Source organism: Acinetobacter indicus CIP 110367 (assembly GCF_000488255.1).
Classification (GTDB): Bacteria; Pseudomonadota; Gammaproteobacteria; order Pseudomonadales; family Moraxellaceae; genus Acinetobacter; species Acinetobacter indicus.
Window position 1 is genome coordinate 578,549 of the sequence record NZ_KI530754.1, and the last position, 20,882, is coordinate 599,430.

The following is a 20,882-nucleotide window of genomic DNA, read 5'->3' on the forward strand; positions in this document are numbered from 1 at the left end:
ATAAAAAAGCCTCCGACAAAACGGAGGCTTTTTTGAGATATATTGATCAACGATCAACACAATTTAAACCATCTATTTCATACCAAAAATCAGTTTTAGCCCCAATAGCGTCATCACTACACCGGCCGCACGATCAAACACTTTTTTAAACTTTAAATAGACTGCGCGCGGTTTTTCCGCCGACAATGCTACCGCCAGCAAGGAACACCAGCCGGCATCAATAAAGAAACACAGAATAGGCAGGACAAAATAAAAATACAGCGGAATCTCTTTGGGTAATAGCGCGGTAAAAATACTGGCCAGCACAATGGCAATTTTAGGATTCGACAATTGGGTAATCAGACCGGTCATAAAAGCACGGCGTAAGGACATTTGCGTGCCGGCAGCATGATCGGCCTGAATCGGGTCTTTGGCATGTTTAATAATTTTAAATGCCAGCCACAGCAGGTATAAACCGCCACAAATTTTTAAGGCCAGATAAGCCGATGGCACAGCCAGTAAAAAGGCCTGTAAGCCCAGCACCGCAAGCAAACCAAAGATGGCTGCGCCCAAACCGGTGCCCAGCGCGGTAAACAGACCATGCTGACGTGAAATCGCAATCGAGTTTTTCGCCACATAAATTGATGTTGGCCCCGGACTCATGGCCCCCAACATCAATGCCAGCGCAATTGATCCCAAAATAAAAACGGATTCCACAGTCCTATCCAATACAATGATCTGCCGGCATTTTACAAGCAAGTGCTTTGAATATCTTCCTATTTTTTACCAGTTGTTTTGATTTTCACGATATTTTTCACTATAGATCTTTATACTGACCTTATAAAATTCACTCCGTATTTTAATCAATCTGCTGAAATTTGCTTGCCATAAAAAAGCGCCCAGATACCAGCATGGCCTGAGCGCTTTTCAAGATCATCAATTAAATACAATATTAATAAATCTGTGATGGATCGGTCTGCTCTGGCCTCACACTCGCTTCTTGCTTGGGCAGCAGATAATCCTGATCATGCACCGGCACACCGCCAATAATCATGCTGCGTGTTTCTTCCGTTTTGGGCTGGTTTAAATCTTTGGTCGGGTCACAAGCCGCCAGTAAAGCGCCCTGGATTAAAATAAGCAGGAAGATGATTCTTTTCATCATTATTCTCCCTTTCTGCAAAGTCTATCCGTTTATTTTTTGCACAGTTACTATTTTTATGCAAGCCTGATCCGGCTTTTATCGTGAAAGATTATTTAGCCTCGTTGATGGCCGCGCCCCGTTTTCAGTTAGAATTGTCAAAAACGTTCCGTTCTGTCTATGTTTGATTCTATTACCCAGCAGGTGCCTGATCAGCACATTGAATATCGCCACCAGCGCATCAGCATCAAGCGGCTGGACCTGATTCATCCGCAGATTTCGGGCAACAAGTTTTTTAAACTGAAATACAACCTGCTGGCCGCCCGGCAACAGGGGTTTGAAAAAGTGCTGACCTTTGGTGGGGCCTATTCCAATCATATTGCTGCAACCGCTTTTGCCGCGCATAAGTTTGGTTTTCAGAGCTTAGGCATGATTCGCGGTGAAGAACTGGCGCAGCGTCCTTTCAACCCGACCCTGGCCACGGCACAGCAATTTGGCATGCAGCTGGAATTTATCTCCCGCAATGCCTATCGCCAGAAAGATCAGCCCGATTTTTTGCAGCACCTGCAACAGCAATATCCCGATTTTTATCTGATTCCGGAAGGTGGCACCAATGCGCTGGCGGTTCAAGGCTGTCGGGAAATTCTGACAGCGGAAGATGCGCAATTCGATCTAATCTGCTGTGCCGTCGGTACGGGTGGCACGTTTGCCGGGTTGATTGAGGCCAGCCAGCAACATCAGCAATTGCTGGGATTTTCGGCCTTAAAAGGTGATTTTTTAACTCATGAGGTCGCGCAGCTCACGACCAAATGCAACTGGCGTATTCTGGATGATTACTGCTGTGGCGGTTATGCCAAAACCACACCCGAATTAATCCAGTTTATTCAGGCATTTGAGCAGCGTTATAATATTCCGCTGGAGCAGGTTTATACCGGCAAAATGCTGCGCGGCATCTTTGATCTGATTGATCAAGATAAAATTGGGCCAGACCAGAAAATTTTACTGATCCATACTGGCGGGCTACAGGGACGCGCGTTTTAAAGCATCAGCTTCAAGTGCAGTCTATTTATGATACCGGCTGGTTATTGTTTAGCGCCATCAGGCCTTTCACCAAACGGTAGATATGCCAGATAAAGGCCAGCAACAGCACAATAAAACCAATCAGAATGGTGGTCAGAACCGCACCGACCAGATAGGCAATCAGCGTCACCCAAAAGGTTTTGATTTGCCAGTTCACATGACTTTCCAGCCAGGTACCACGCATTTCCGCGCGTTTTAAATAATTCATGATAATGGCAATAATTGGCGTAACACCGACAAAAAAGCCGACGATGTAGAAGATGTAGGTGATCAGGTTGTATTGTTTGAGCTGATCCAGCCCCGCGGTTTGATTCATTGATTTTTTCCTTTTTTATAAAGTCCGATACCAGATATAGATGTCTAGCCGACATTTCTATTTATTGTTAAGCAAATCAAAGTGCAACTGCGTCAAGTTGAAGCTCGACATCTTAATATAAACAGATCATAAAAAAGTCTGATGAAAGTTTTGTTGATGATCTGTATGTGCTGTGAAATTCAAAGTTCATCTGTTGTGACGTCCTCAATCGGGCTTCCATCCAGCGGATACAGTTGCAACTGGATGGAAGAAAAAATCAGAACTTAAGGCTGCTTGGTTTCTGGCAATGGATTGGCGGCAAAATAACGCTCCAGATGATTCACATTTGAATCCGGACGTGGTCGGCGCATATTTTCTGCGACCCCGTTATAGAGCTCAGCCCGTGGCGTTAAGTGGAATTTATTCAGCTCTGGGTCCATATACGGCAAGCGCTGTTTACGCTGTAAATATTGATGCAATTGCTGATTAATTTCCTGTAAACCGTAGCCGCCTTTGGCCCAGGCGCTGTCGTAGCTGCCCCAGTGATGGCCGAACTCATGGCCCACAATGCCAATACTGGTATTAAAATAATGCGCATAGAACAGCCAGGTATCGACTCCCAGCACATTTCGTCCGCCTAAACCGCCGCCCACGGTGGTCACCCCGAGCGTCACTTTGCCACGGTTCATAATCTCATCATAATATTTTTGATACTCCGCTGCGGTAAAATAACCGCCATCTCCGACCACTTGGCCCTTGTTGCCAAAGAAGTCATGCCCCATGACCGCTTTATGGTTAAACCAGATGTGTTTAAACTCAGAGCTATTCACCAGATAGGCAAAATTGGTAATCATAATCACCCATTCACGCGCATAGGCTGGAGTAATTTTGCCCCAGATGCTGTAAATTTGCCGATAAAATATTATCCATATAAAAATGGCGCAGGTTTTCATTGGTCAGGGTTTCCCAGCTTTCCCCATCTTGCAGCACATAACTGCGGCTTTGGGCCTGCTGCTGCTTGAGTGCCGTGACTGTGGCAGCAGTATTGGACTGGAACTGCTGCAATCGCTTAAGCGGCATCATGACAATTTTGCCGTTAAACAGGCTGAATAAATGTTCCTGACTAACCTGAATATCTAAGGCACCGGCCAGTTGCTGATCGGTACTCGCCCCTGCCGTACGATATTTATAAAAACTTTCTTCTGCGGCTGGAAAAATATTCTGTAGATTTTGCGTATTTGGTAAAGCTGAACTGTCGATCCGGCCTGAAGTATGAGCTGCATAAAAACGCTGGTCATCCGCGGCATGAAATACCCGTGTTCCCACATTTTCCTGTCGTGTCGCCGCCACGTTTGTTGCGCCTTCTTCAAGATGAGTCAGGTCATATACATAGCTCATGCCATTATTAAAACTGGCATACAGCAAATTACCGACAGCTTCCAAACGCGCACTACAGTTATAACCACAGTTCGGCAAGGACAAACGTGCATATTTTTTGGCTTTTAAATGGTTGGTGCTACTGATCTCACTTTGCTTCCAGACATTAATCCGGCTATGCGTATCTGTGGCAAATACATATTGATCATTCGCTGCCACCGACATGGGATGCACCACCACGGTATTGTGCTGATCACCCGACCAACTGCCGGTTCCCAACGACATCAGAAATTGTGGTTCGCCTGAGCCTAAATCAAAGACATCGACCCGGTTAGACGAATAAGAAGCCGCATATAAGCGGTCGTTATGTACACTTAAATCAAACAACCGATTCCACGGCCGACCAATGCCGGAAATATTCTGGGCATGGATCGAACTCAAGACTCGCTTGGCTTTCAGGTCATAACGCAAAATGCTTGCCTCGGCGCTGTCATTGGCCACATACAAAATATCCTGATGCACCACCATCGCTTTCGGATTCCAGCTGTCCAGACCAAAAGTCTGGGCACTAAATTCGGTGGCCAGATCTGCAAAGCGAACGTCATTGATCAAGCTGGCAGTGACAGGCGTGGTATCAGGTGTTGAACCAGGTGAAGTTGGCGTCACAGGAGCCGGTGCAGATGGATTTGAAGATGCTGCCGTATTGCTGTCACTGCCACCGCCGCCACCGCAGCCAGTGAGAGCCATACTCAAAATTACCGCCAGGCTTAATAATGTTTTATTCATTGTGTTCCCCAAGAGACAAAGTCATGACATAAAAAATATGTCTAAAAATTGCTATTTATTCTGAACAACAATGCCCCTTTAATAAATACCAAACTATTGATTTAAAACAACTTTAAAATAAAACCAGATCAAATAAACACGACTTTGCCGCGTAAAAAATCACCTTGAAACAGTAAAATGTGGCCTTGCTAACGATGATTTGGTTTATTGATAGACCATTCCTGCTTTATAGGAAAAGTAAATATTCTGCGCACATTTCAATCTGGAAAATGCGGCATCATCAAACGATAAAGTCTATAATAGTCCGCTTTCATTTTCTCTCGGTGCAACATGGCAACAGCAAATCAATACGATGTTCTAGTTTTGGGTGCCGGTGCGTCTGGTTTAATGACCGCCTATATGGCTGCCCAGCGCGGACGCAAAGTATTGGTGCTGGAAAAAGCCAATAAAGTTGGCAAGAAAATCCTGATGTCGGGCGGTGGTAAATGCAATTTCACCAACCTCTATGTCGAGCCAAGCAACTATATTTCACATAATCCGCATTTTGTGATTTCCGCGCTCAGCCGCTATACCAATTGGGATTTTATCGGGCTGGTCTGCGAATATGGCATTGACTATGAAGAACGTAAACATGGGCAGCTGTTTACCTTAAATGGCGCCAAAGACATTCTGAATATGCTGCTGGCCGAGTGTGACAAAACCGGTCTGGTCGAGATTAAAACCAGCTGTGAAGTCAAAGCCATGACCGCCATAGATGATTTGGGTTTTCAGGTCGCAACCACTTTAGGTTATTTTCAGGCAGAATCTGTGGTGATCGCCAGTGGCGGCCTGTCCATTCCGACGCTGGGAGGGTCCGGAATCGGTTATGAAATTGCCAAGCAGTTTGGCCATCATGTCTATCCGACCCGTGCCGGCTTGGTGCCGTTTACCTTTTCCGACAGTTTTAAAGAAGTCACCACCCGCCTCAGTGGTAATGCTGTAGAAGCGACACTTTCCAATGCGCTAAACAGCTTTACCGAAGCCTTGCTGTTTACTCACCGCGGTTTAAGCGGACCAAGTTCGCTGCAGCTGTCCAATTACTGGGATGTCGGCCAAAGTTTTCATATCGACTTCCTGCCGGCCGTGGATTTAGCCGAGTTTTTTAAAGCCAAAAAATCCAGCCAGCCGAAAGTGCTGTTACGTACCTTACTGGCCGAACATTTACCGAAAAGTGTGGTGGCAGAGCTGCAACAGCTGATCTGGCCGGAACAGGCGGAAAGCGCGATCGGGCAGCTGAGTGATGAAAAACTGGAGCAGATTGCAGCGCGCCTGCATAGCTTTGAAGTCAAACCGTCAGGGACCGAAGGCTACCGTACCGCAGAGGTGACTTTAGGTGGCGTCGATACCACTGAAGTTTCTTCCAAAACCATGGAAAGTAAAAAGCAGAAAGGCTTGTATTTTGTCGGTGAGGTGCTGGATGTGACGGGCCATTTAGGTGGTTATAACTTCCAGTGGGCCTGGGCGTCAGCGCATGCCGCCGCCCAATATGTCTGATGGTTTATAAAACTGGTGGATGAATTATTCCAGATAATCTGTGCGCAATAAGCACAGATGATTCTGGCGTTGTACACGTAAAATGGTCTGCTGCATTTTCATCACGGCGCACTGAATATGCTTTGGTAATACTGCCGGCTGTTCTGATTGTTTTAAGCTAATTTTTAACATAAGGTCTTCCCCAAATAGACTTTCGTCGATTTTATTCCCTGAATATTTCATACAGATTAAATCTAAGCATCTAAAATATATGAAATATTTATTCCTTTTTTATGAAGCTTCACTATAGCAAAAAATTGTTCATTTATACAACATCATCGACTTTGGTCGCAGCTTGCCCGGTATCGCCCGGATCATCAGCGCTCTGGCCGGGTTGGTTTTGAGTTTTGGCAAGAATAAATTTATATGCACTGGCCAAAAAGCCAAGGGTAATCCCTGCAATCACTATGGGTGCAAAAAGATTAGAAGGCGCTTTCTTTTTCGTCATTCTGCTTCTCCAGTTTTCAACAAAAAACGAGGTCGATCAACACTCAGTTTGATCGACCTTGTAGATAGATGACAGGTTATTTCGGGTCATCTTTTCGTGGTTGATGTGCATCGACATCCGGTTCTTTTTCACCAGTTGAACCAAACGGATTATTGCTGGCCGGATGCGCCGGATCCACCTTCAGCGTATCAGGTGTAACCTGATCTGCACCGGATGCTTCATCTTCCTGCGGTGCAGTGGTCAGCGTTGCCGGTGTGGTATTCGACAAATCCGTGGTCATTGGGGCATTTGTCCCTTGTGACGGGTCCTGTTTGTTCATTGGATTTACTCCTGGGGTCATAAAGCCGCTATTGGTCGCACTGTCCTGCTCCTGTTTCAACGGATTCGGCTGCTTGGCTTCGCGTTTGGCTTTATCAATCAGATCGGTTAAAACACGTTCTGCCGGTTGACGGCCACCCAGACCAAAGGCCAGAGCAAAGGCCACTGCAACTGCACCCAAGGTTAGACCGAAGGCCAGGTTCACAATAGAATCGGCAATGCCCATGGCACGTAAGCCCATTGCTACGACCAGACCCATAATCAGTACGCGTACCAGCGTCGCTAACCAGCGTGAACTGTTGTATTCACCACGCTCGACCACTTTGGCCACCACATTCGCCAGCCAGAAACCGACCACCAGAATGACCGCACCCAGCAGGATATTGGCACCGAAGTAAATGAACATAGAAATCAGACCACTCACCTGCTCGAAACCAAGACGGTTAGCCGCTTCAGACACAGCAAACAGCATGGTAAAGAACACGATCAGACAACCAACCATGGTCGATACTTTGGTGGTACCGAGGAAACGTTGTACGCCCAGTTTGGCCGGAATTTCATCGACACCCGTACCTGAAATAATTTCAACCACCAGATTGGCCACGAAACGTGACACCACATAGGCAATGATCAGGATTAAACCGGCGGCAATAATATGCGGAATTGCATACATGATTTCATGCAGCATGGCGGTTGCCGGCTGAGAAATCGCCTCAATACCCAAGGCTTCAAATGCAATGATTAATGCAGTAATGATGATCAGGGCAAAAACAAAAGAACCGACCAGCTTCGGCAAGTTAGAGTTCTTGAACAGGCCAATTTTTTGCGCCTGCTGTTGCAGATTCAGGCTACCAATTAAACCTTCGACAATACCACGGACAATTTTAGCCAGAATATAACCGACAAAAATAATCACGCCGGCAATAAAGATATTCGGCAGATAAGAAATGGCTTCAGTCACCATGTTTTGTACTGGATACAACAGGCCGTTTAAGCCCAGAATCGACAGCACAATTGGCAAGAACAGTAGCAGGATTAACCAGTACACAATATCACTGATATTGCGGCTAATCGGGATAACCCCGACATCGGCACTGAGCTTTTCATCCAGCTGGGTACGGTTCAGTACGCGCTGCAGGCCCATTTTGACCAGCGTTGCGACAATCCAGGCAATAAAACCGACCGCAATGGCTGCCAGCAACTGGGGAATAAAGACCAGGAAGCTTTGAATCATATTGCTAAACGGCCCACTGACACTTGTCAGGTTCAGCACATTCAGCGCCGCGATAATCGCGATAATCATGATAATCCAGAAGGCAACTCTGGACAGGATACTTTCTACATTGGGACGGTGCCCGGTGGCATGCGACAGCTTCTGGTTGGTGCCCAGCTTTTCTAAGCCTTTTTTAATGGCTGCACCGACAATTAATGCAATAATCCAACCAATAATAAGTATGGCAATCGCCGATAAAATGGGATGAAACTGTTCCCAGTAGTACATGGCATCGAAGCCTGCACCTCTCGGGTTTCCATCAAAATAATCATTCATATGTCTTGCCCTCTTGTTATGACTTTCTACATTCGTTGTTCATGGCAAAAGATGCGCATCTTGATCATGGTAAAAATGAAAGGTTTAAGTACTTTGTGTTTTTAAGTACCGTGTTTTTATGAAGTACCAAGCGTGTAAAAATGCACGGCTATCGCAAAAAACCCTGAACTGATGGTCAGGGTTTATGCAATCTTCAGACTTATTGAGCAGTGGCCGTAGCGGTATCGCCATCAGTAGCAGTGGCTGAATCACCATCTACAGCGGTGCCAATATCGCCATCCACACCTGTGGTCGCCACACCTTCTTCAGCCATTGCAGGCGTACTGTTATTGGGTGTAGCCTGTTCTACATTGGCATTCGGATGCCCAGGTGGTGCCTCACTCGGTTTAGGATCACGATCCGCAAACATATACACCACCAGTGCCAGCAGAAAAACACCCACAGCAATCAAGATAAAAACTGGCATACGTTTTTTCTTTTGTACTTCTTCTGCGCTTGTGACATGAGGTGGCTTGTTAAAATCATGGCTCATGTTTCCCTCACTTCTTTTCTATTCGCTTGTCGAATTTTTATACTAACAAGAAGCATTGTTGTGTTGTGTGACAAAGCATTGTGAGATGGTGAAAAATGTAATTACAAAAAATGAAGTTTTTTACTGCTTTCATTTTATTCAAAATTTTGACGTAAACTGGATTTAGCAGCTGACAGGACTTGTATACTTTTTAGTCGCAATAAGCAGATGAATAACTGATGCAAAATTAGAAGAATAAGCACATGAAAAGGAATATAGAATCGCCTAGATGAGAGAAAAAATTCAGCAGCCTGAGCATTCTCCAGTACTGATCAGCCCCTCCTTGCTTGATACAGCAAAATGCTAGGTAACAATTTGCTTCAGCTCGCCCACCACAAGCGCTGCCTTAACGCATACAAATGCGCTATAATATGTCACTCTTTTTTTCATGCTCCAGAATTTTATGGCGTATCGTCAACAAAGTGTAACGCTTGATCTTGACACTGACGTCACACATCAATGTGCTTTGCACTACACTCGTGATCAGCATTTAATCGGGATTATTGAGTTCAGTAAACCGAGCTTTCTTCTGAAATGGGGCGATCTGGAATATTTCCGCCGTCGTACTGAAGAGTTTTCAGTGATGCCGTTTCCAGACTGCATTAATGCCATGGTGATTGATGTGCGTAATGTCGCGGCCTGGCTCGATAATGAAGTGCCGATTATTCCATGGCGCTTACTGGAAGAAGAATGTCCAGTGCGTCTGGTGGTCCCTGCAGACCGTGTCGAACACTATGCCGGCTTTTTTGAACCGACCTGGCTGACTACTGATACAGAAACAGCGATTCAGGAAATCCGTCATTTTATGGATATGTTTGTGCATTAAGCATATTCAAGTGGTGCTGACACTTCATCAAAAAAACCTCATCTGAATCATACAGATGAGGTTTTTTAATAGAATATACGTTTCATTTAATCCGCTAGCGAATGGTAAAAATACACTGCTGCTTAAAACTGGATTTGGGTAGCCAGATCAGCTGTTTATAGCGCACCTGATCTATTCCAAAACTTTGCATTTTCTGGCGTGTATAGCGCCAGCCAATACAATCTTGATAGCGCGCATATTCAGGCGCTTGCCCTGCTGTAGTCGATGCCTGCTGGACCTGAATTTTCTGGAAAAACGCGGTTTCTCTGGCGCGCATCGGGCCAATATACTGCTGATAGGCCTGTTGCATGTCTGCATCATCAAACTGCATTGGTTGCATGGCGCCGCCATGCCAGCCCAGCTGACTGCGCCAGTTCAGATATTTGATCTTTCCGGCCGGAAACACATAATTGGCGCAAGAAGAAAAACAGTATTGCCCGACTTCTACATTCAGCTGATGCGCATAGACCAGATCACCCAAATCCATTCCCAGACCAATTTCACCCCCTTGACTGGTAATTTTCAGGGTCTGTACTTGCGGGAACTGCTTCAACAAGGCAGCTGCACGGGTATTGGCATCTTGGCTGAGCGGGCCAGTATAGATCAGCACATCTTCTTGTACCGTCACTTCTGTTTCCGTGCCTGTGATATTTGCCTGTAGCGTAGTTGCCGCCACTAGCGCGACGCTGGCCATAAGCATGGATTGGAACACTTGCATCACATCCTCACAGAACAAGAGAGCAATAAACCGGGCTGAAAACAGCAGATCATCAAATCAAACCTGTAGCACTCAAGCTTACCAGTAGTTTTCTACTGCAATATTGCCTTCTCCACGGCGGTTCATGCTCAGGCCACGCGCTTTTAGGGCTTCTTTGGTATCTTCCACCATTTGTGGGTTACCACATAGCATCACATGGCTGCTGTCCGGATTAAAAGACAGGCCCACGGCTTTTTCCAGCTCGCCATTGGCGATTAACACCGGCAGACGGTCATGCAAAGGTGCGTTCGGATCACGGGTAATAATCGGCACAAATTTAAAACCTGTATGCCCTTCGCCAAAAGTCGCTGCAATTTCTTCAATCCGCTCGACATAGGCCAGTTCAGCGGCAGTACGGACACTATAGACCAGATGGATATGCTGGTATTTATTCCAGGTGTCGAAGTCTTGCAGCATCGACAGGAATGGTGCCAGTCCGGTGCCGGTACCCAAGAGCCATAAGTCTTGTGGCAAAGGCAACTGATAGCGCGCCAAGGTTAAAAAGCCATACGGTACTTTTTCCAGATACAGCTCATCGCCAACCTGCAGATGTTGCAGATTGGAAGTAAAGGCCCCATCGGGTACGACAATTGAAAAGAATTCCAGGGTTTCATCAAAAGGTGAGGACACCACTGAATAGGCCCGCACCACCAGTTCATCGCCGACTTTAAGGCCAATACGCGCAAATTGCCCGGCAGTAAATTTAAAGTGGGCTGGACGCGTCATGGTAAAGCTGAACAAGGTATCGGTCCAGCGATGTACAGATAACACCGTTTCTAGGCTAAATTTTTCAATTGACATAATTTGTACGTGGCATGAAAGACTGCGCTCATGGTAGCATGGCAGCATAATTTATTAATATTTTTTAAATGTTAAGGCTATATTCATGCGCATGACTTTACGCCAATTGGCTGTTTTTGTAGCAGTCGCTCAAGAAGGCACAGTAACCAAGGCCAGTGATGCCGTCAAACTGACGCAAAGTGCGGCGAGTATGGCTTTAGCAGATCTGGAAGATGGTTTAGGCGCACCATTGTTTGACCGTTTAGGTAAACGCCTGCAATTGAATGATCTGGGCCGTTTTTTACTCCCGCAGGCGCTTGAAATTCTGGGTCGCTGTGAGGCCTTTGAACAGGCCGCCAAAGGTGAGCTGCAAAGCATTGATTTGCGTCTGGGCGCGACCCTGACCATTTCCGATTATCTGATGCCAGATTTAATGGCCAACTTCCTACAAATTCAGCCACAGGCGCATTTACAGCTGCAAGTCGGTAATACCCGTCAAATGATTGAAGCAGTCAACCAGTTCCAGCTCGATTTAGCCCTGATTGAAGGTTCCTGTCATTTACCGCAGCTGCAATGTATCCACTGGCGTGATGATGAACTGGCGGTCTGCTGTTCACCGAATCATCCGCTGGCGCAGCTAGACCGTGCCTTAACCGCAGAAGACTTTAAACAGGTGGAATGGATTTTACGAGAAGAAGGTTCAGGCACGCGTGAAGTATTTGATAACGCCATTTTAAAAGATGTGCCAGATGCCAAAATCCGTTTAACCCTGGGTCATAATGAAGCCATTCTGAAAATTGTGGCCGGCGGCTTAGGCATGTCCTGTATTTCAAAACTGGCGATTGAGCCTTTACGTGAAAAAGGCCAGCTGGTGATTTTAGACACTCCATTCTGGCAACTGGCGCGGCCTTTATTTATGCTGGTGCATCGTCAGAAATACCAGGGTCCAGGTCTGAAAGCCTTTATGAAGTTCTGTGACAGCAAATAAGACTGTATTTAATCCATAAAAAAGCGCCTGCAGGCGCTTTTTTCATACCTTATCGAAATTGGCTTTCACATGGAATCCCGTCGCCATCACCATCCATTTTGGTATTTGGGCAATTACGAATAAAGAATAAAGCCTCCTCATAAGACTTCATCTGACTACAATGCTCGCGGCCATCACATTTAAATTGTTCAGATGAGCTGCTACTTACCGGCAGCGCTTGCTCTACATTCTCTTGGACATTTTCTAAATTCTTTTTCCCTTTTTCACTAAGTCCAAGTTCCGGTAATTCGCCATGTACCGCTCTTTGCTCAGCTACGATCTGTTGCTGAGCAATCATCAGTTCTTCAAGTTTTTGCTGTTTCTGAGCTTGATATTCTTGATATTTCTTATATACCAAAATACTTAATCCTAAAATAATGATTAAGCCTAATACAGTAATGATCTTTGAGTTAAGCCATGAAGACTTCTTTTTATCTCTTGACGAAACTTTACCCTCGATATTTCTGTATCGTAGATTGTTCTGTTCAGCAGGCTCTGATACTTTTAGGTCTAAGCGCACAATATTCGCGGCTTTAAATTTTCCTGCATCTTCAACAATTATAAATTTTAGATTTTCACCGATTTTAGGTGGAACATTCTTATTGGGAAAATCTTTGATGTGGAAAAATAAATCTTTTGACTCTTTCTCTATCTGAATAAAACCAAAACCACGATCTTCATGATAGCTTTTGATTTTCCCCTCTTGAAACATAATGCGCTCTTATCTTTGATATTTTTAATAATTGTAATAAAAAAGAAGCTAAAAAGCCTCTTTTCTATTCTTATACTCGACTTAAGCAGAATATATAAATTCTACCTCAGTACTAACGTCGGAAATTGGACAGCAGGGAAGAAGTAATCGACTGGTTATGGGCGGCCACTTTGGATTTTTTGGCTTTGGCCGATTGGTCTTCAACCCGCTCAATTTTCACTGCTTTAAACTTGTTGCCGTTTTTGACCACATTAAATTTCACCCGGTCATTTCGCTTCGGTTCTATCCCATCGGCCGGGAAATCGGAAATATGAAAAAACACTTCGCCTTCCGGACAGGCAATAAAGCCGTAACCCTTGTCTGCGTTGTATTGCTTAACTTTACCCTGATATTGTTCGTTGCTCATCGACCTGTCCCCCTTTTGCGCTTCAAGCTTAGTATATAAAAAAGAGGCTATAAAAGCCCCTTCTCTGTTCACTGGCAAAATCAGTCTTTTTGCACGGAACCGAAAATTTTGTCACCGGCATCACCCAGGCCCGGTACGATATAGCCATTTTCATTCAGGCCCTGATCCACAGAGGCAGTGAAAATTACCACATCCGGGTGCGCTTCCTCTACACGCTGAATGCCTTCTGGCGCAGCCACCAGCACCATCACGCGAATATCTTTACAGCCGCTGGCTTTTAACACATCAATCGCCGCCACTAAAGATGAACCGGTGGCCAGCATTGGATCAATGATCATGGCAATACGGTTTTGTACATCTGGCACCAGTTTTTTATAGTAGGTACGTGCTTCCAGCGTTTCTTCATCACGTTCTAAGCCCAGTACAGAAACTTTGGCACTTGGAATCAGGTTCAGGAAACCATCCAGCATGCCAATACCAGCACGTAAAATTGGCACTACAGTAATTTTTTTACCGGCAATACGGTCTACCGTGACCGCACCATTCCAGCCGTCAATTTCATGCTCGACCATTGGCAAATCTTTGGTCGCCTCATAGGTCAACAGCATGGTCACTTCTTGCGCCAGCTCGCGGAAGTTTTTAGTGCTGATATCTGCACGACGCAGTAAACCGAGTTTATGACGAATGAGCGGATGACGAATTTCATGGATAGCCACGGGAGAACACCTAAAAGGTTAAGATAAAATTCCGTCTATTATAATCATTTTTTGACCCTGATAAAAACAAAAAAGCCCTCAAATATTGAGGGCTTTTTGCTAGACAATTCTCTTTTTCAAGATTATTGCTGAGACAGCATGAAGTGAATTGGAGATAAAATCTCGGCTTCAAGTGCCATCTGGATAATTGGATCCGGATAAACACCAATCACCAATACCGCCAGTGCAGCCAGCAGAACCATGATCCCGCCAACGCGTTGACCCCAGTGATCGACTGCATCCATTTTTGGTGTTTCTGGCGGAGTCATATACATCACCACCATCACACGTAAATAGTAATACAGACCAATACCCGAACCGACAATAATCATCGCTGCCAGGAACCAGTGCTGGGTTGTTACCGCAGCCATGACAATCAGGAACTTACCAATAAAGCCTGCAGTCAGTGGAATACCGGCCAGAGACAGCATCATCACGGTTAATACAGCAGTCAGCACTGGACGACGCCAGAACAGACCACGGTATTCAGCCAGACTTTCTGCTTCTGAAGTGTTGTTATATGGACTCGACATTAACGCTACGGCACCGAAAGCACCAATCGTGGTTAATACATAGGTAATCACATAAACAGTCACATTACCCAAGCTGGCATAAGTCAGACTGATCAGACCAATCAGCAGATAACCGAAGTGTGCGATTGAAGAGTATGCCAGGACACGCTTCAAGTTCACTTGGCGTACTGCCAGGAAGTTACCGACCACAATCGACAGTACGGCAATAATGGTCAGCAGTGTAATAACTGATTCTTGCAGGATGGCACCTGAAGTCAGCAAGTAACGTACGAACAAACCAATGGTCGCCACTTTGGCAGCCGTTGCCAGGAAGGTCGCGATTGGTGCTGGAGCACCCGCATACACATCTGGTGTCCATTTGTGGAATGGTGCCAAAGACAGTTTGAATGCAACCGCAAAGATAATTAAGGCAATACCTAAAATGACCAGTGGCTGGTGCAGGTTCTGCATAAGCGCCTGTACAGAGTCATAGAATGACAGTGAACCGGTGTAGGCATAAATATACGCCATACCCATCAGCAACATCGCAGATGCGGTGGCTGAAAGTACCAGGTATTTCACCCCTGCTTCTAAAGACTTCGAACGCTGATGCGTATAGGCTAACAAGCCATACACCGGAATCGACATCAATTCCAGGCTGATGAAGAATGAAGCATAGTGCGAGCTTGCCACCATGAGCATTGCGCCTGCAACTGAGGACAACATCAGGATGTACAGCTCTTCACGATTGTCTTTATAGCTTTCAATATAAGCATGTGACAAGGTACAGCAAGCCAGTGCAGCAACCAGGATCAGTAACTGATAAACCAGTGTGAACTGATCAATCATAAACATGCCCATGACATTCGCTGGTGCAAAAGCACCACCGAATAATGAGAGCAGAATATACGCTGCAGCAAGGTTTAAGCCCACTACAGATGCTGTCGCAATCAGGTTATGGTTACGCTTGATTGCGGTGAGAATCATCACGACGATCGCAGTTAAAGCCACGATCATCACAGGAGCTAATGGCATAAGCTCGGAAAATGACATTGTGAAGTTCATGACTTATTGGATCTCCACATTTTCGAGTTGAGTGCTTACCTGTTCGGTCACGTCAACTAGCTCTTGAACTGGAATGTAGCTGTTTGCTAACCACGCCATGCTTGAATTGGAAATATCAAGGAAGCTTTGTGGATACAGACCAAGCCATAACAGACCAACGGCACAAATTAACAGAATCACAATTTCACGCGCATCCAGATCTTTTAACAGATTGCTGTAATGCTGTTTTTGCTCTTCGTTTGGTGTACCAAATAATGCTTTGTGAATCAGGATCAGACCATAAAGACCTGCAAACACCAGACTCACTGCAGCAATAATTGTAAATACAGGGAACTGGTTGAATGAACCCATCAGAATCAGGAATTCACCAATAAAGTTACCCAGACCCGGGATACCGACCAATGCTGCCACGAAGAACATCAGGAAGAAGGCCAGATACGGGAATTGACCACGAATACCACCCATCAGACGCATGTCACGGGTATGCACACGTTCATAGACCTGACCACACATAATGAACAATGCAGCAGATGACAAGCCATGTGCCAGCATCATGATCATTAAGCCTTGGTAAGTCAGGATATTACCTGCGTAAATCGCCAGTAACACAAAGCCCATGTGCGAAATAGAGGTATAAGCCAACAGGCGTTTCATATCGGTTTGCTGGAAGGCACACCAAGCGCCGTAGAAAATACCAATTAAACCGAAAATAATCGCGATGTCTGCAAACTGTGCAGAAGCCGCCGGGAAGAATGGAATCACAAAACGGAGTAAACCGTACGCTGCAGTCTTAATCAAGATACCTGCAAGGTCAACAGAACCTGCTGTTGGTGCCTGTGCGTGGGCATCTGGTAACCAGCCGTGTAACGGGAAAACTGGAAGTTTTACCGCAAAGCCGATGAACATACAGATCATGAAGGCATAAGCCACTGCTGGTAACTGTGCATCAAGCGTATTCGCCACCGCTAACAGATAGTGGTAGTTGAACGAGATGGTACCTGACAGCATGTAACCGTAAATCACCAGCCCCAGGATACCGATCAGCATGATCAGACCTGCAACCTGTGTATAGATGAAGAACTTGGTTGCTGCATAAACACGCGATTTACCATCTGCCCCTTTATGCCCCCAAAGCGCAATCAGGAAGTAGATTGGAACCAGCATCATCTCCCAGAAGAAGAAGAACAGGAACAGGTCAATCGCCAGGAATACACCAATTACGCCACCTAAAGACCATAACAGGTTCAGGTGGAAGAAGCCCACGTTCTTCTGGATTTCACCCCAAGAACAGCCGACGGCCAAAATACCCAGCAGCGCTGTCAGGCCAACCATGAGTAATGATAAGCCATCTACCGCCAGGTGAATGTTAATGCCCAGGGTTTGAATCCAAGGCAACTGGAATTGGGCAGCCCAGCTTGGAACCTGTGCACCCAATTCATATTGATACGTACCTGATTGCCATAACGCCAGGGTCAGACCCAGCGTTACCAGCATACCCACCAGCGCAATATAGCGCGGCAGTTTGTCGTCGAGCTTGTCGACGATCCAACAAATAAAACCTGCAATGAACGGAACGAGGATCAGTGCGGGTAAAATGATATTGTTTGGAGCTTCCATCTTATTTCCCCACGACCTGAGTCACGACCACGACCAGCAGTAAAACAACAACACCGAGGGCCATACTAGAGGCGTATTCGCGCAATGAACCGGTTTGACGTGAACTGGTAAAGCTGTTGCCTGCTTTAACAATTGCAGGAAGCACCAGCCACAAGCCATCAATCGGATCGCGACCTAAAATTTTAGCGATAAGCAGGTAAGGCTTCACGAATACGATGTCATACAACGCATCGAAACCAAGTGCATTACGGCAGATATTGGCCAGACCTGAACCCAGAGAAGTCTGAGCAAAGCCTTTTACGGCATTGTAAGCAAACGCAAACAGCACCACGCCAACAGCAAGACCTGCCAAAGCAACCCCAATCGCGATGTATTCAGCACCATGTGCACCGGCTTCAAGCGCTTCAGGAATAATGAAGGCTGGAATTTGTGCAGCATCCAGAATGCTCATCACTGGTGCTTTCAGCACAATCGCCAGACCCGTTGAAAGCACTGCCAGAATTGCCAGTGGAGCCCAGTAAGTAATGCCTTTGATTTCATGATAAGGCGTGTTTTCTTTGCCGAAGAATACTACCCAGATTAAACGGAAAGTATAAATAGACGTTAAGAACGCACCTGCAACACCCACCCAATACAGTGTATTGAAGACTGGTACGCCAGCTAAGTGACTTTGTGTCCACACCGCGGCCAGAATCGCATCTTTAGAGAAGAAGCCGATGGTCAGGAATGGAATGGCTGCCAAGGCACCGCCACCAATCGCGAAACATGCAAACAGGAATTTGTTCTTGTAGAACAGACCGCCCATCTTGAAGATGTTTTGTTCGTGATGGTAAGCCAGAATCACTGCACCTGAAGACAAGAATAATAATGCCTTGAAGAATGCGTGAGTCAGCATGTGGAACAGACCTGCCTGGTACGCTTCAGCACCCACGGCCATAAACATATAACCGAGCTGACTCATGGTTGAGTAAGCCAGAATACGTTTGATGTCGGTTTGAACCAGCGCTGCAAAACCAGCCACCAGCAAGGTTACTGCACCGGTAATAGAAATGAAGATCATCACTTCTGGTGCAAGTTCAAATACGCTGAACATACGGCAGCATAGATAAACACCCGCAGTCACCATGGTTGCCGCGTGGATTAACGCAGATACTGGCGTCGGACCTGCCATCGCATCTGCCAACCAGGTTTGTAACGGGATTTGCGCAGATTTACCGGCAGCACCCAGGAACAACATTAAGGCTGTCCAGATGGTAATTGATGAGCTTTGGGTCATAACCGCAGCAGCATTCTCAACGATGTACTGTGTATTCAGGGTACCGAACTGTTGGTACAGTAAGAACAGTGCAATCAGCAGGAATACATCACCAACACGCGTTACGGTAAATGCTTTAATGGCAGCAAAACCGTTGGCCGGGTTCTGGTAGTAATAACCGATTAACAGGTAAGAACACAGACCTACGCCTTCCCAACCTAAGAACAATAACGCCAGGTTATCGCCCAGTACCAGCAGTAACATGCTGGCTACGAACAGGTTGAAGTAAGAGAAGAAACGTGCAAAGTCTTCCTCACCACGCATATACCAAGATGCGAAGATGTGAATCAGGAAACCAACACCGGTAATCATGCCCATCATCAGCAACGATAAGCCGTCAAGCTGCAAGCTGATGCCTGGGGCAAAATCACCCACGCTAAACCACGTCCACAAATGCTGAACGTAAAGTTCTTTACCGTTATTGACAAAGTCAAGGCCGGCAATCAGGGCAAATAATGCCGATAGACCAACTGCCCCTACCCCGATAATCGCCGCAACTTTCTCAGGAAGATTGTGACGCCCTGCCGCTAATATAATAAAACCGATTAGCGGGAACAAAATTGTTAAATATAAATAACTCATCCGCGCATCTCACTAGCAGCATCCACATCCAGGTGATGGAAGCGATGATAGAACTGAAGGACGATCGCAAGACCGATACACGCCTCTGCCGCAGCCAGCGTCAGAATCAAGATGAACATGATCTGGCCATCTGGTTGTACCCAGGCACTACCCGCCAGAACGAACGCAAGTGCTGCTGCGTTCATCATGATTTCAAGGCTCATTAAAATGAATAACAGGTTGCGTCGCACCATTACACCGTAAAAACCCAGTGCAAAAAGAATGGTTGCAACGATCAAACCATGTTCTAAAGGGATGTTGCCCATTATTGTTTTTCCTCTTCTGCACCTGGTTCACGTTTACCTAAGTGGAATGCTGCAACCAGGGCTGCTAGCAATAACATCGCGGCAACTTCAACCAATAATAAATAGTGAGTAAAGAGTGCTTGACCGACTTCTTTAGGACCAACAATTTCGGTTCCCATGACAGCTGGCGTGCTGGAGTAATCCGATGCAAGCATCCATACCAGAACCAGACCCATCAAGAAGCTCATTAATGCTGGATATGCCCATGCAGATGAGTTGAGCCATTTGCTCTCTTGTTCAACAGTTTGCTGACCCAAGTTCAACATCATCACCACGAACACGAATAACACCATGATCGCGCCGGCATACACAATAATTTCCAGGGCACCGGCAAACGGTGCACCCACAATCATGAACATCCCTGCAACAGCAAGTAATGACACGATCAAGCTCAGTAACGCATGTACTGGGTTCGTGTTGGTGACAACACGAACAGTAGAGATAATGGCCACGAGTGCCATCAAATAAAACGGCCACATCATGGTAATAGACTCCGTACATCAACAGGTGCACTTTCTTTTTGTGCTTGACCTTTGTCTTTACCTGTAACTGCCATACCGGTTACACGGTAGAAGTTATAGTCAGGATATTTACCCGGACCTGAAATCAGCAAGTGTTCTTTTTCATAGACCAGGTCCTGACGAACATATTCACCCAATTCAAAGTCTGGTGTCAGCTGAATTGCAGTTGTCGGGCAGGCTTCTTCACACATACCGCAGAAGATACAGCGAGAGAAGTTGATACGGAAAAATTCCGGATACCAACGACCATCTTCCTGCTCTGCTTTTTGCAGTGAAATACAGCCCACTGGACACGCAACGGCACACAGGTTACAGGCAACACAGCGCTCTTCGCCATCTGGGTCACGTGTAAGCACGATACGACCACGGAAACGCGGTGGTACGATTTCTTCGGCTGGCACTTCCGGATATAAAATGGTGTCACGTTTGCGGGTTGCGTGGCTGAACACCATCCACAACGAGCGCACGATTGACCCAAATCCAGCTAGAAACTTATACATTTTGTTCTCCC

24 protein-coding genes are annotated in these 20,882 nt (G+C 46.1%); 4 read left to right on the top strand and 20 right to left on the bottom strand.

Annotated features, from left to right (window positions below):
- Positions 1-72: 72 nt before the first annotated feature.
- Complete coding sequence (locus tag P253_RS07490) at positions 73-696, bottom strand: LysE family translocator (RefSeq protein WP_016659355.1); 624 nt, start codon at positions 694-696, stop codon at positions 73-75.
- Between the two features lie 235 nt (positions 697-931).
- Positions 932-1,138 (bottom strand): NF038215 family lipoprotein, encoded by a 207-nt coding sequence (locus P253_RS07495; RefSeq protein WP_005179579.1) that lies wholly within the window; start codon positions 1,136-1,138, stop codon positions 932-934.
- Positions 1,139-1,297: 159 nt separating this feature from the next.
- Here P253_RS07495 and P253_RS07500 point away from each other — a divergent pair, with 159 nt between their 5' ends.
- Complete coding sequence (locus P253_RS07500) at positions 1,298-2,158, top strand: 1-aminocyclopropane-1-carboxylate deaminase/D-cysteine desulfhydrase (RefSeq protein ID WP_016659356.1); 861 nt, start codon at positions 1,298-1,300, stop codon at positions 2,156-2,158.
- Between the two features lie 25 nt (positions 2,159-2,183).
- On the opposite strand, the gene P253_RS07505 is transcribed toward P253_RS07500, so the two are convergent.
- The 3 genes from P253_RS07505 to P253_RS07515 all read right to left on the bottom strand — a co-directional run bounded on the left by P253_RS07505 (position 2,184) and on the right by P253_RS07515 (position 4,655).
- On the bottom strand, positions 2,184-2,513 hold the full coding sequence (locus tag P253_RS07505; RefSeq protein WP_016659357.1) for a DUF4870 family protein: 330 nt from the start codon (positions 2,511-2,513) through the stop codon (positions 2,184-2,186).
- A gap of 263 nt (positions 2,514-2,776) precedes the next feature.
- A complete protein-coding gene (locus P253_RS07510; protein ID WP_016659358.1) occupies positions 2,777-3,346 on the bottom strand; it encodes a hypothetical protein in 570 nt (189 codons plus the stop codon).
- A 10-nt stretch (positions 3,347-3,356) separates the two neighbouring features.
- Complete coding sequence (locus P253_RS07515; RefSeq protein ID WP_016659359.1) at positions 3,357-4,655, bottom strand: YncE family protein; 1,299 nt, start codon at positions 4,653-4,655, stop codon at positions 3,357-3,359.
- A gap of 330 nt (positions 4,656-4,985) precedes the next feature.
- On the opposite strand from P253_RS07515, the gene P253_RS07520 reads away from it, so the two are divergent.
- Positions 4,986-6,188: a BaiN/RdsA family NAD(P)/FAD-dependent oxidoreductase gene (locus tag P253_RS07520; protein WP_016659360.1), complete on the top strand. Its 1,203-nt coding sequence runs from the start codon at positions 4,986-4,988 to the stop codon at positions 6,186-6,188.
- A 24-nt stretch (positions 6,189-6,212) separates the two neighbouring features.
- Here P253_RS07520 and P253_RS15875 read toward each other — a convergent pair whose 3' ends face one another.
- From P253_RS15875 to P253_RS07535, 4 genes are all read right to left on the bottom strand, one after another.
- The gene (locus tag P253_RS15875; protein WP_016659361.1) at positions 6,213-6,359 is read right to left on the bottom strand and encodes a hypothetical protein; all 147 of its coding nucleotides are present in this window, start codon (positions 6,357-6,359) and stop codon (positions 6,213-6,215) included.
- A gap of 133 nt (positions 6,360-6,492) precedes the next feature.
- Positions 6,493-6,675: a hypothetical protein gene (locus tag P253_RS07525; RefSeq protein ID WP_016659362.1), complete on the bottom strand. Its 183-nt coding sequence runs from the start codon at positions 6,673-6,675 to the stop codon at positions 6,493-6,495.
- A gap of 76 nt (positions 6,676-6,751) precedes the next feature.
- The gene (locus P253_RS07530; protein WP_016659363.1) at positions 6,752-8,542 is read right to left on the bottom strand and encodes a mechanosensitive ion channel; all 1,791 of its coding nucleotides are present in this window, start codon (positions 8,540-8,542) and stop codon (positions 6,752-6,754) included.
- Between the two features lie 199 nt (positions 8,543-8,741).
- Positions 8,742-9,074, bottom strand: coding sequence for a flagellar basal body-associated FliL family protein (locus P253_RS07535; RefSeq protein WP_005179600.1), 333 nt, complete (start codon positions 9,072-9,074; stop codon positions 8,742-8,744).
- 442 nt (positions 9,075-9,516) lie between these two features.
- On the opposite strand from P253_RS07535, the gene P253_RS07540 reads away from it, so the two are divergent.
- Positions 9,517-9,939, top strand: coding sequence for a hypothetical protein (locus tag P253_RS07540; RefSeq protein ID WP_034598216.1), 423 nt, complete (start codon positions 9,517-9,519; stop codon positions 9,937-9,939).
- A 94-nt stretch (positions 9,940-10,033) separates the two neighbouring features.
- Here P253_RS07540 and P253_RS15305 read toward each other — a convergent pair whose 3' ends face one another.
- The gene (locus tag P253_RS15305; protein WP_016659364.1) at positions 10,034-10,696 is read right to left on the bottom strand and encodes a hypothetical protein; all 663 of its coding nucleotides are present in this window, start codon (positions 10,694-10,696) and stop codon (positions 10,034-10,036) included.
- 78 nt (positions 10,697-10,774) lie between these two features.
- Entirely contained in the window at positions 10,775-11,536 is a 762-nt protein-coding gene (locus P253_RS07550) for a ferredoxin--NADP reductase (protein ID WP_034597870.1), read from the bottom strand.
- Between the two features lie 85 nt (positions 11,537-11,621).
- Here P253_RS07550 and gigC point away from each other — a divergent pair, with 85 nt between their 5' ends.
- Positions 11,622-12,503: a LysR family transcriptional regulator GigC gene (gigC, locus tag P253_RS07555; protein WP_005179612.1), complete on the top strand. Its 882-nt coding sequence runs from the start codon at positions 11,622-11,624 to the stop codon at positions 12,501-12,503.
- Between the two features lie 49 nt (positions 12,504-12,552).
- Here gigC and P253_RS07560 read toward each other — a convergent pair whose 3' ends face one another.
- From P253_RS07560 to nuoI, 9 genes are all read right to left on the bottom strand, one after another.
- Positions 12,553-13,254 (bottom strand): cold shock domain-containing protein, encoded by a 702-nt coding sequence (locus tag P253_RS07560; protein ID WP_016659365.1) that lies wholly within the window; start codon positions 13,252-13,254, stop codon positions 12,553-12,555.
- 112 nt (positions 13,255-13,366) lie between these two features.
- Positions 13,367-13,660, bottom strand: a complete 294-nt coding sequence (locus P253_RS07565; protein WP_005179613.1) for a cold-shock protein — start codon at positions 13,658-13,660, stop codon at positions 13,367-13,369.
- A gap of 80 nt (positions 13,661-13,740) precedes the next feature.
- Entirely contained in the window at positions 13,741-14,376 is a 636-nt protein-coding gene (upp, locus tag P253_RS07570; protein WP_005179614.1) for a uracil phosphoribosyltransferase, read from the bottom strand.
- A 122-nt stretch (positions 14,377-14,498) separates the two neighbouring features.
- A complete protein-coding gene (gene nuoN, locus P253_RS07575) occupies positions 14,499-15,992 on the bottom strand; it encodes an NADH-quinone oxidoreductase subunit NuoN (RefSeq protein ID WP_005179615.1) in 1,494 nt (497 codons plus the stop codon).
- A gap of 3 nt (positions 15,993-15,995) precedes the next feature.
- Positions 15,996-17,609, bottom strand: a complete 1,614-nt coding sequence (gene nuoM, locus P253_RS07580) for an NADH-quinone oxidoreductase subunit M (RefSeq protein ID WP_016659366.1) — start codon at positions 17,607-17,609, stop codon at positions 15,996-15,998.
- Position 17,610: 1 nt separating this feature from the next.
- Positions 17,611-19,506, bottom strand: coding sequence for an NADH-quinone oxidoreductase subunit L (gene nuoL, locus P253_RS07585; protein ID WP_016659367.1), 1,896 nt, complete (start codon positions 19,504-19,506; stop codon positions 17,611-17,613).
- Positions 19,503-19,811: an NADH-quinone oxidoreductase subunit NuoK gene (gene nuoK / locus P253_RS07590; protein ID WP_005179622.1), complete on the bottom strand. Its 309-nt coding sequence runs from the start codon at positions 19,809-19,811 to the stop codon at positions 19,503-19,505. Before nuoK ends, nuoL begins: the two co-directional genes overlap by 4 nt.
- The gene (nuoJ, locus tag P253_RS07595; protein ID WP_171065113.1) at positions 19,811-20,329 is read right to left on the bottom strand and encodes an NADH-quinone oxidoreductase subunit J; all 519 of its coding nucleotides are present in this window, start codon (positions 20,327-20,329) and stop codon (positions 19,811-19,813) included. The genes nuoK and nuoJ overlap by 1 nt, the downstream gene beginning before the upstream one ends.
- Entirely contained in the window at positions 20,329-20,871 is a 543-nt protein-coding gene (gene nuoI, locus P253_RS07600; RefSeq protein ID WP_005179629.1) for an NADH-quinone oxidoreductase subunit NuoI, read from the bottom strand. The genes nuoJ and nuoI overlap by 1 nt, the downstream gene beginning before the upstream one ends.
- Between the last annotated feature and the right edge of the window lie 11 nt (positions 20,872-20,882).

Excerpts from the sequence above, each read along its gene's own strand:
- P253_RS07495 (WP_005179579.1), bottom strand. The coding sequence starts at position 1,138 with ATGAAAAGAATCATCTTCCTGCTTATTTTAATCCAGGGCGCTTTACTG.
- P253_RS07500 (WP_016659356.1), top strand. The coding sequence starts at position 1,298 with ATGTTTGATTCTATTACCCAGCAGGTGCCTGATCAGCACATTGAATAT.
- P253_RS07505 (WP_016659357.1), bottom strand. The coding sequence starts at position 2,513 with ATGAATCAAACCGCGGGGCTGGATCAGCTCAAACAATACAACCTGATC.
- P253_RS07510 (WP_016659358.1), bottom strand. The coding sequence starts at position 3,346 with ATGATTACCAATTTTGCCTATCTGGTGAATAGCTCTGAGTTTAAACAC.
- P253_RS07515 (WP_016659359.1), bottom strand. The coding sequence starts at position 4,655 with ATGAATAAAACATTATTAAGCCTGGCGGTAATTTTGAGTATGGCTCTC.
- P253_RS07520 (WP_016659360.1), top strand. The coding sequence starts at position 4,986 with ATGGCAACAGCAAATCAATACGATGTTCTAGTTTTGGGTGCCGGTGCG.
- P253_RS15875 (WP_016659361.1), bottom strand. The coding sequence starts at position 6,359 with ATGTTAAAAATTAGCTTAAAACAATCAGAACAGCCGGCAGTATTACCA.
- P253_RS07525 (WP_016659362.1), bottom strand. The coding sequence starts at position 6,675 with ATGACGAAAAAGAAAGCGCCTTCTAATCTTTTTGCACCCATAGTGATT.
- P253_RS07530 (WP_016659363.1), bottom strand. The coding sequence starts at position 8,542 with ATGAATGATTATTTTGATGGAAACCCGAGAGGTGCAGGCTTCGATGCC.
- P253_RS07535 (WP_005179600.1), bottom strand. The coding sequence starts at position 9,074 with ATGAGCCATGATTTTAACAAGCCACCTCATGTCACAAGCGCAGAAGAA.
- P253_RS07540 (WP_034598216.1), top strand. The coding sequence starts at position 9,517 with ATGGCGTATCGTCAACAAAGTGTAACGCTTGATCTTGACACTGACGTC.
- P253_RS15305 (WP_016659364.1), bottom strand. The coding sequence starts at position 10,696 with ATGCAAGTGTTCCAATCCATGCTTATGGCCAGCGTCGCGCTAGTGGCG.
- P253_RS07550 (WP_034597870.1), bottom strand. The coding sequence starts at position 11,536 with ATGTCAATTGAAAAATTTAGCCTAGAAACGGTGTTATCTGTACATCGC.
- gigC (WP_005179612.1), top strand. The coding sequence starts at position 11,622 with ATGCGCATGACTTTACGCCAATTGGCTGTTTTTGTAGCAGTCGCTCAA.
- P253_RS07560 (WP_016659365.1), bottom strand. The coding sequence starts at position 13,254 with ATGTTTCAAGAGGGGAAAATCAAAAGCTATCATGAAGATCGTGGTTTT.
- P253_RS07565 (WP_005179613.1), bottom strand. The coding sequence starts at position 13,660 with ATGAGCAACGAACAATATCAGGGTAAAGTTAAGCAATACAACGCAGAC.
- nuoN (WP_005179615.1), bottom strand. The coding sequence starts at position 15,992 with ATGAACTTCACAATGTCATTTTCCGAGCTTATGCCATTAGCTCCTGTG.
- nuoM (WP_016659366.1), bottom strand. The coding sequence starts at position 17,609 with ATGGAAGCTCCAAACAATATCATTTTACCCGCACTGATCCTCGTTCCG.
- nuoL (WP_016659367.1), bottom strand. The coding sequence starts at position 19,506 with ATGAGTTATTTATATTTAACAATTTTGTTCCCGCTAATCGGTTTTATT.
- nuoK (WP_005179622.1), bottom strand. The coding sequence starts at position 19,811 with ATGGGCAACATCCCTTTAGAACATGGTTTGATCGTTGCAACCATTCTT.
- nuoJ (WP_171065113.1), bottom strand. The coding sequence starts at position 20,329 with ATGTGGCCGTTTTATTTGATGGCACTCGTGGCCATTATCTCTACTGTT.
- nuoI (WP_005179629.1), bottom strand. The coding sequence starts at position 20,871 with ATGTATAAGTTTCTAGCTGGATTTGGGTCAATCGTGCGCTCGTTGTGG.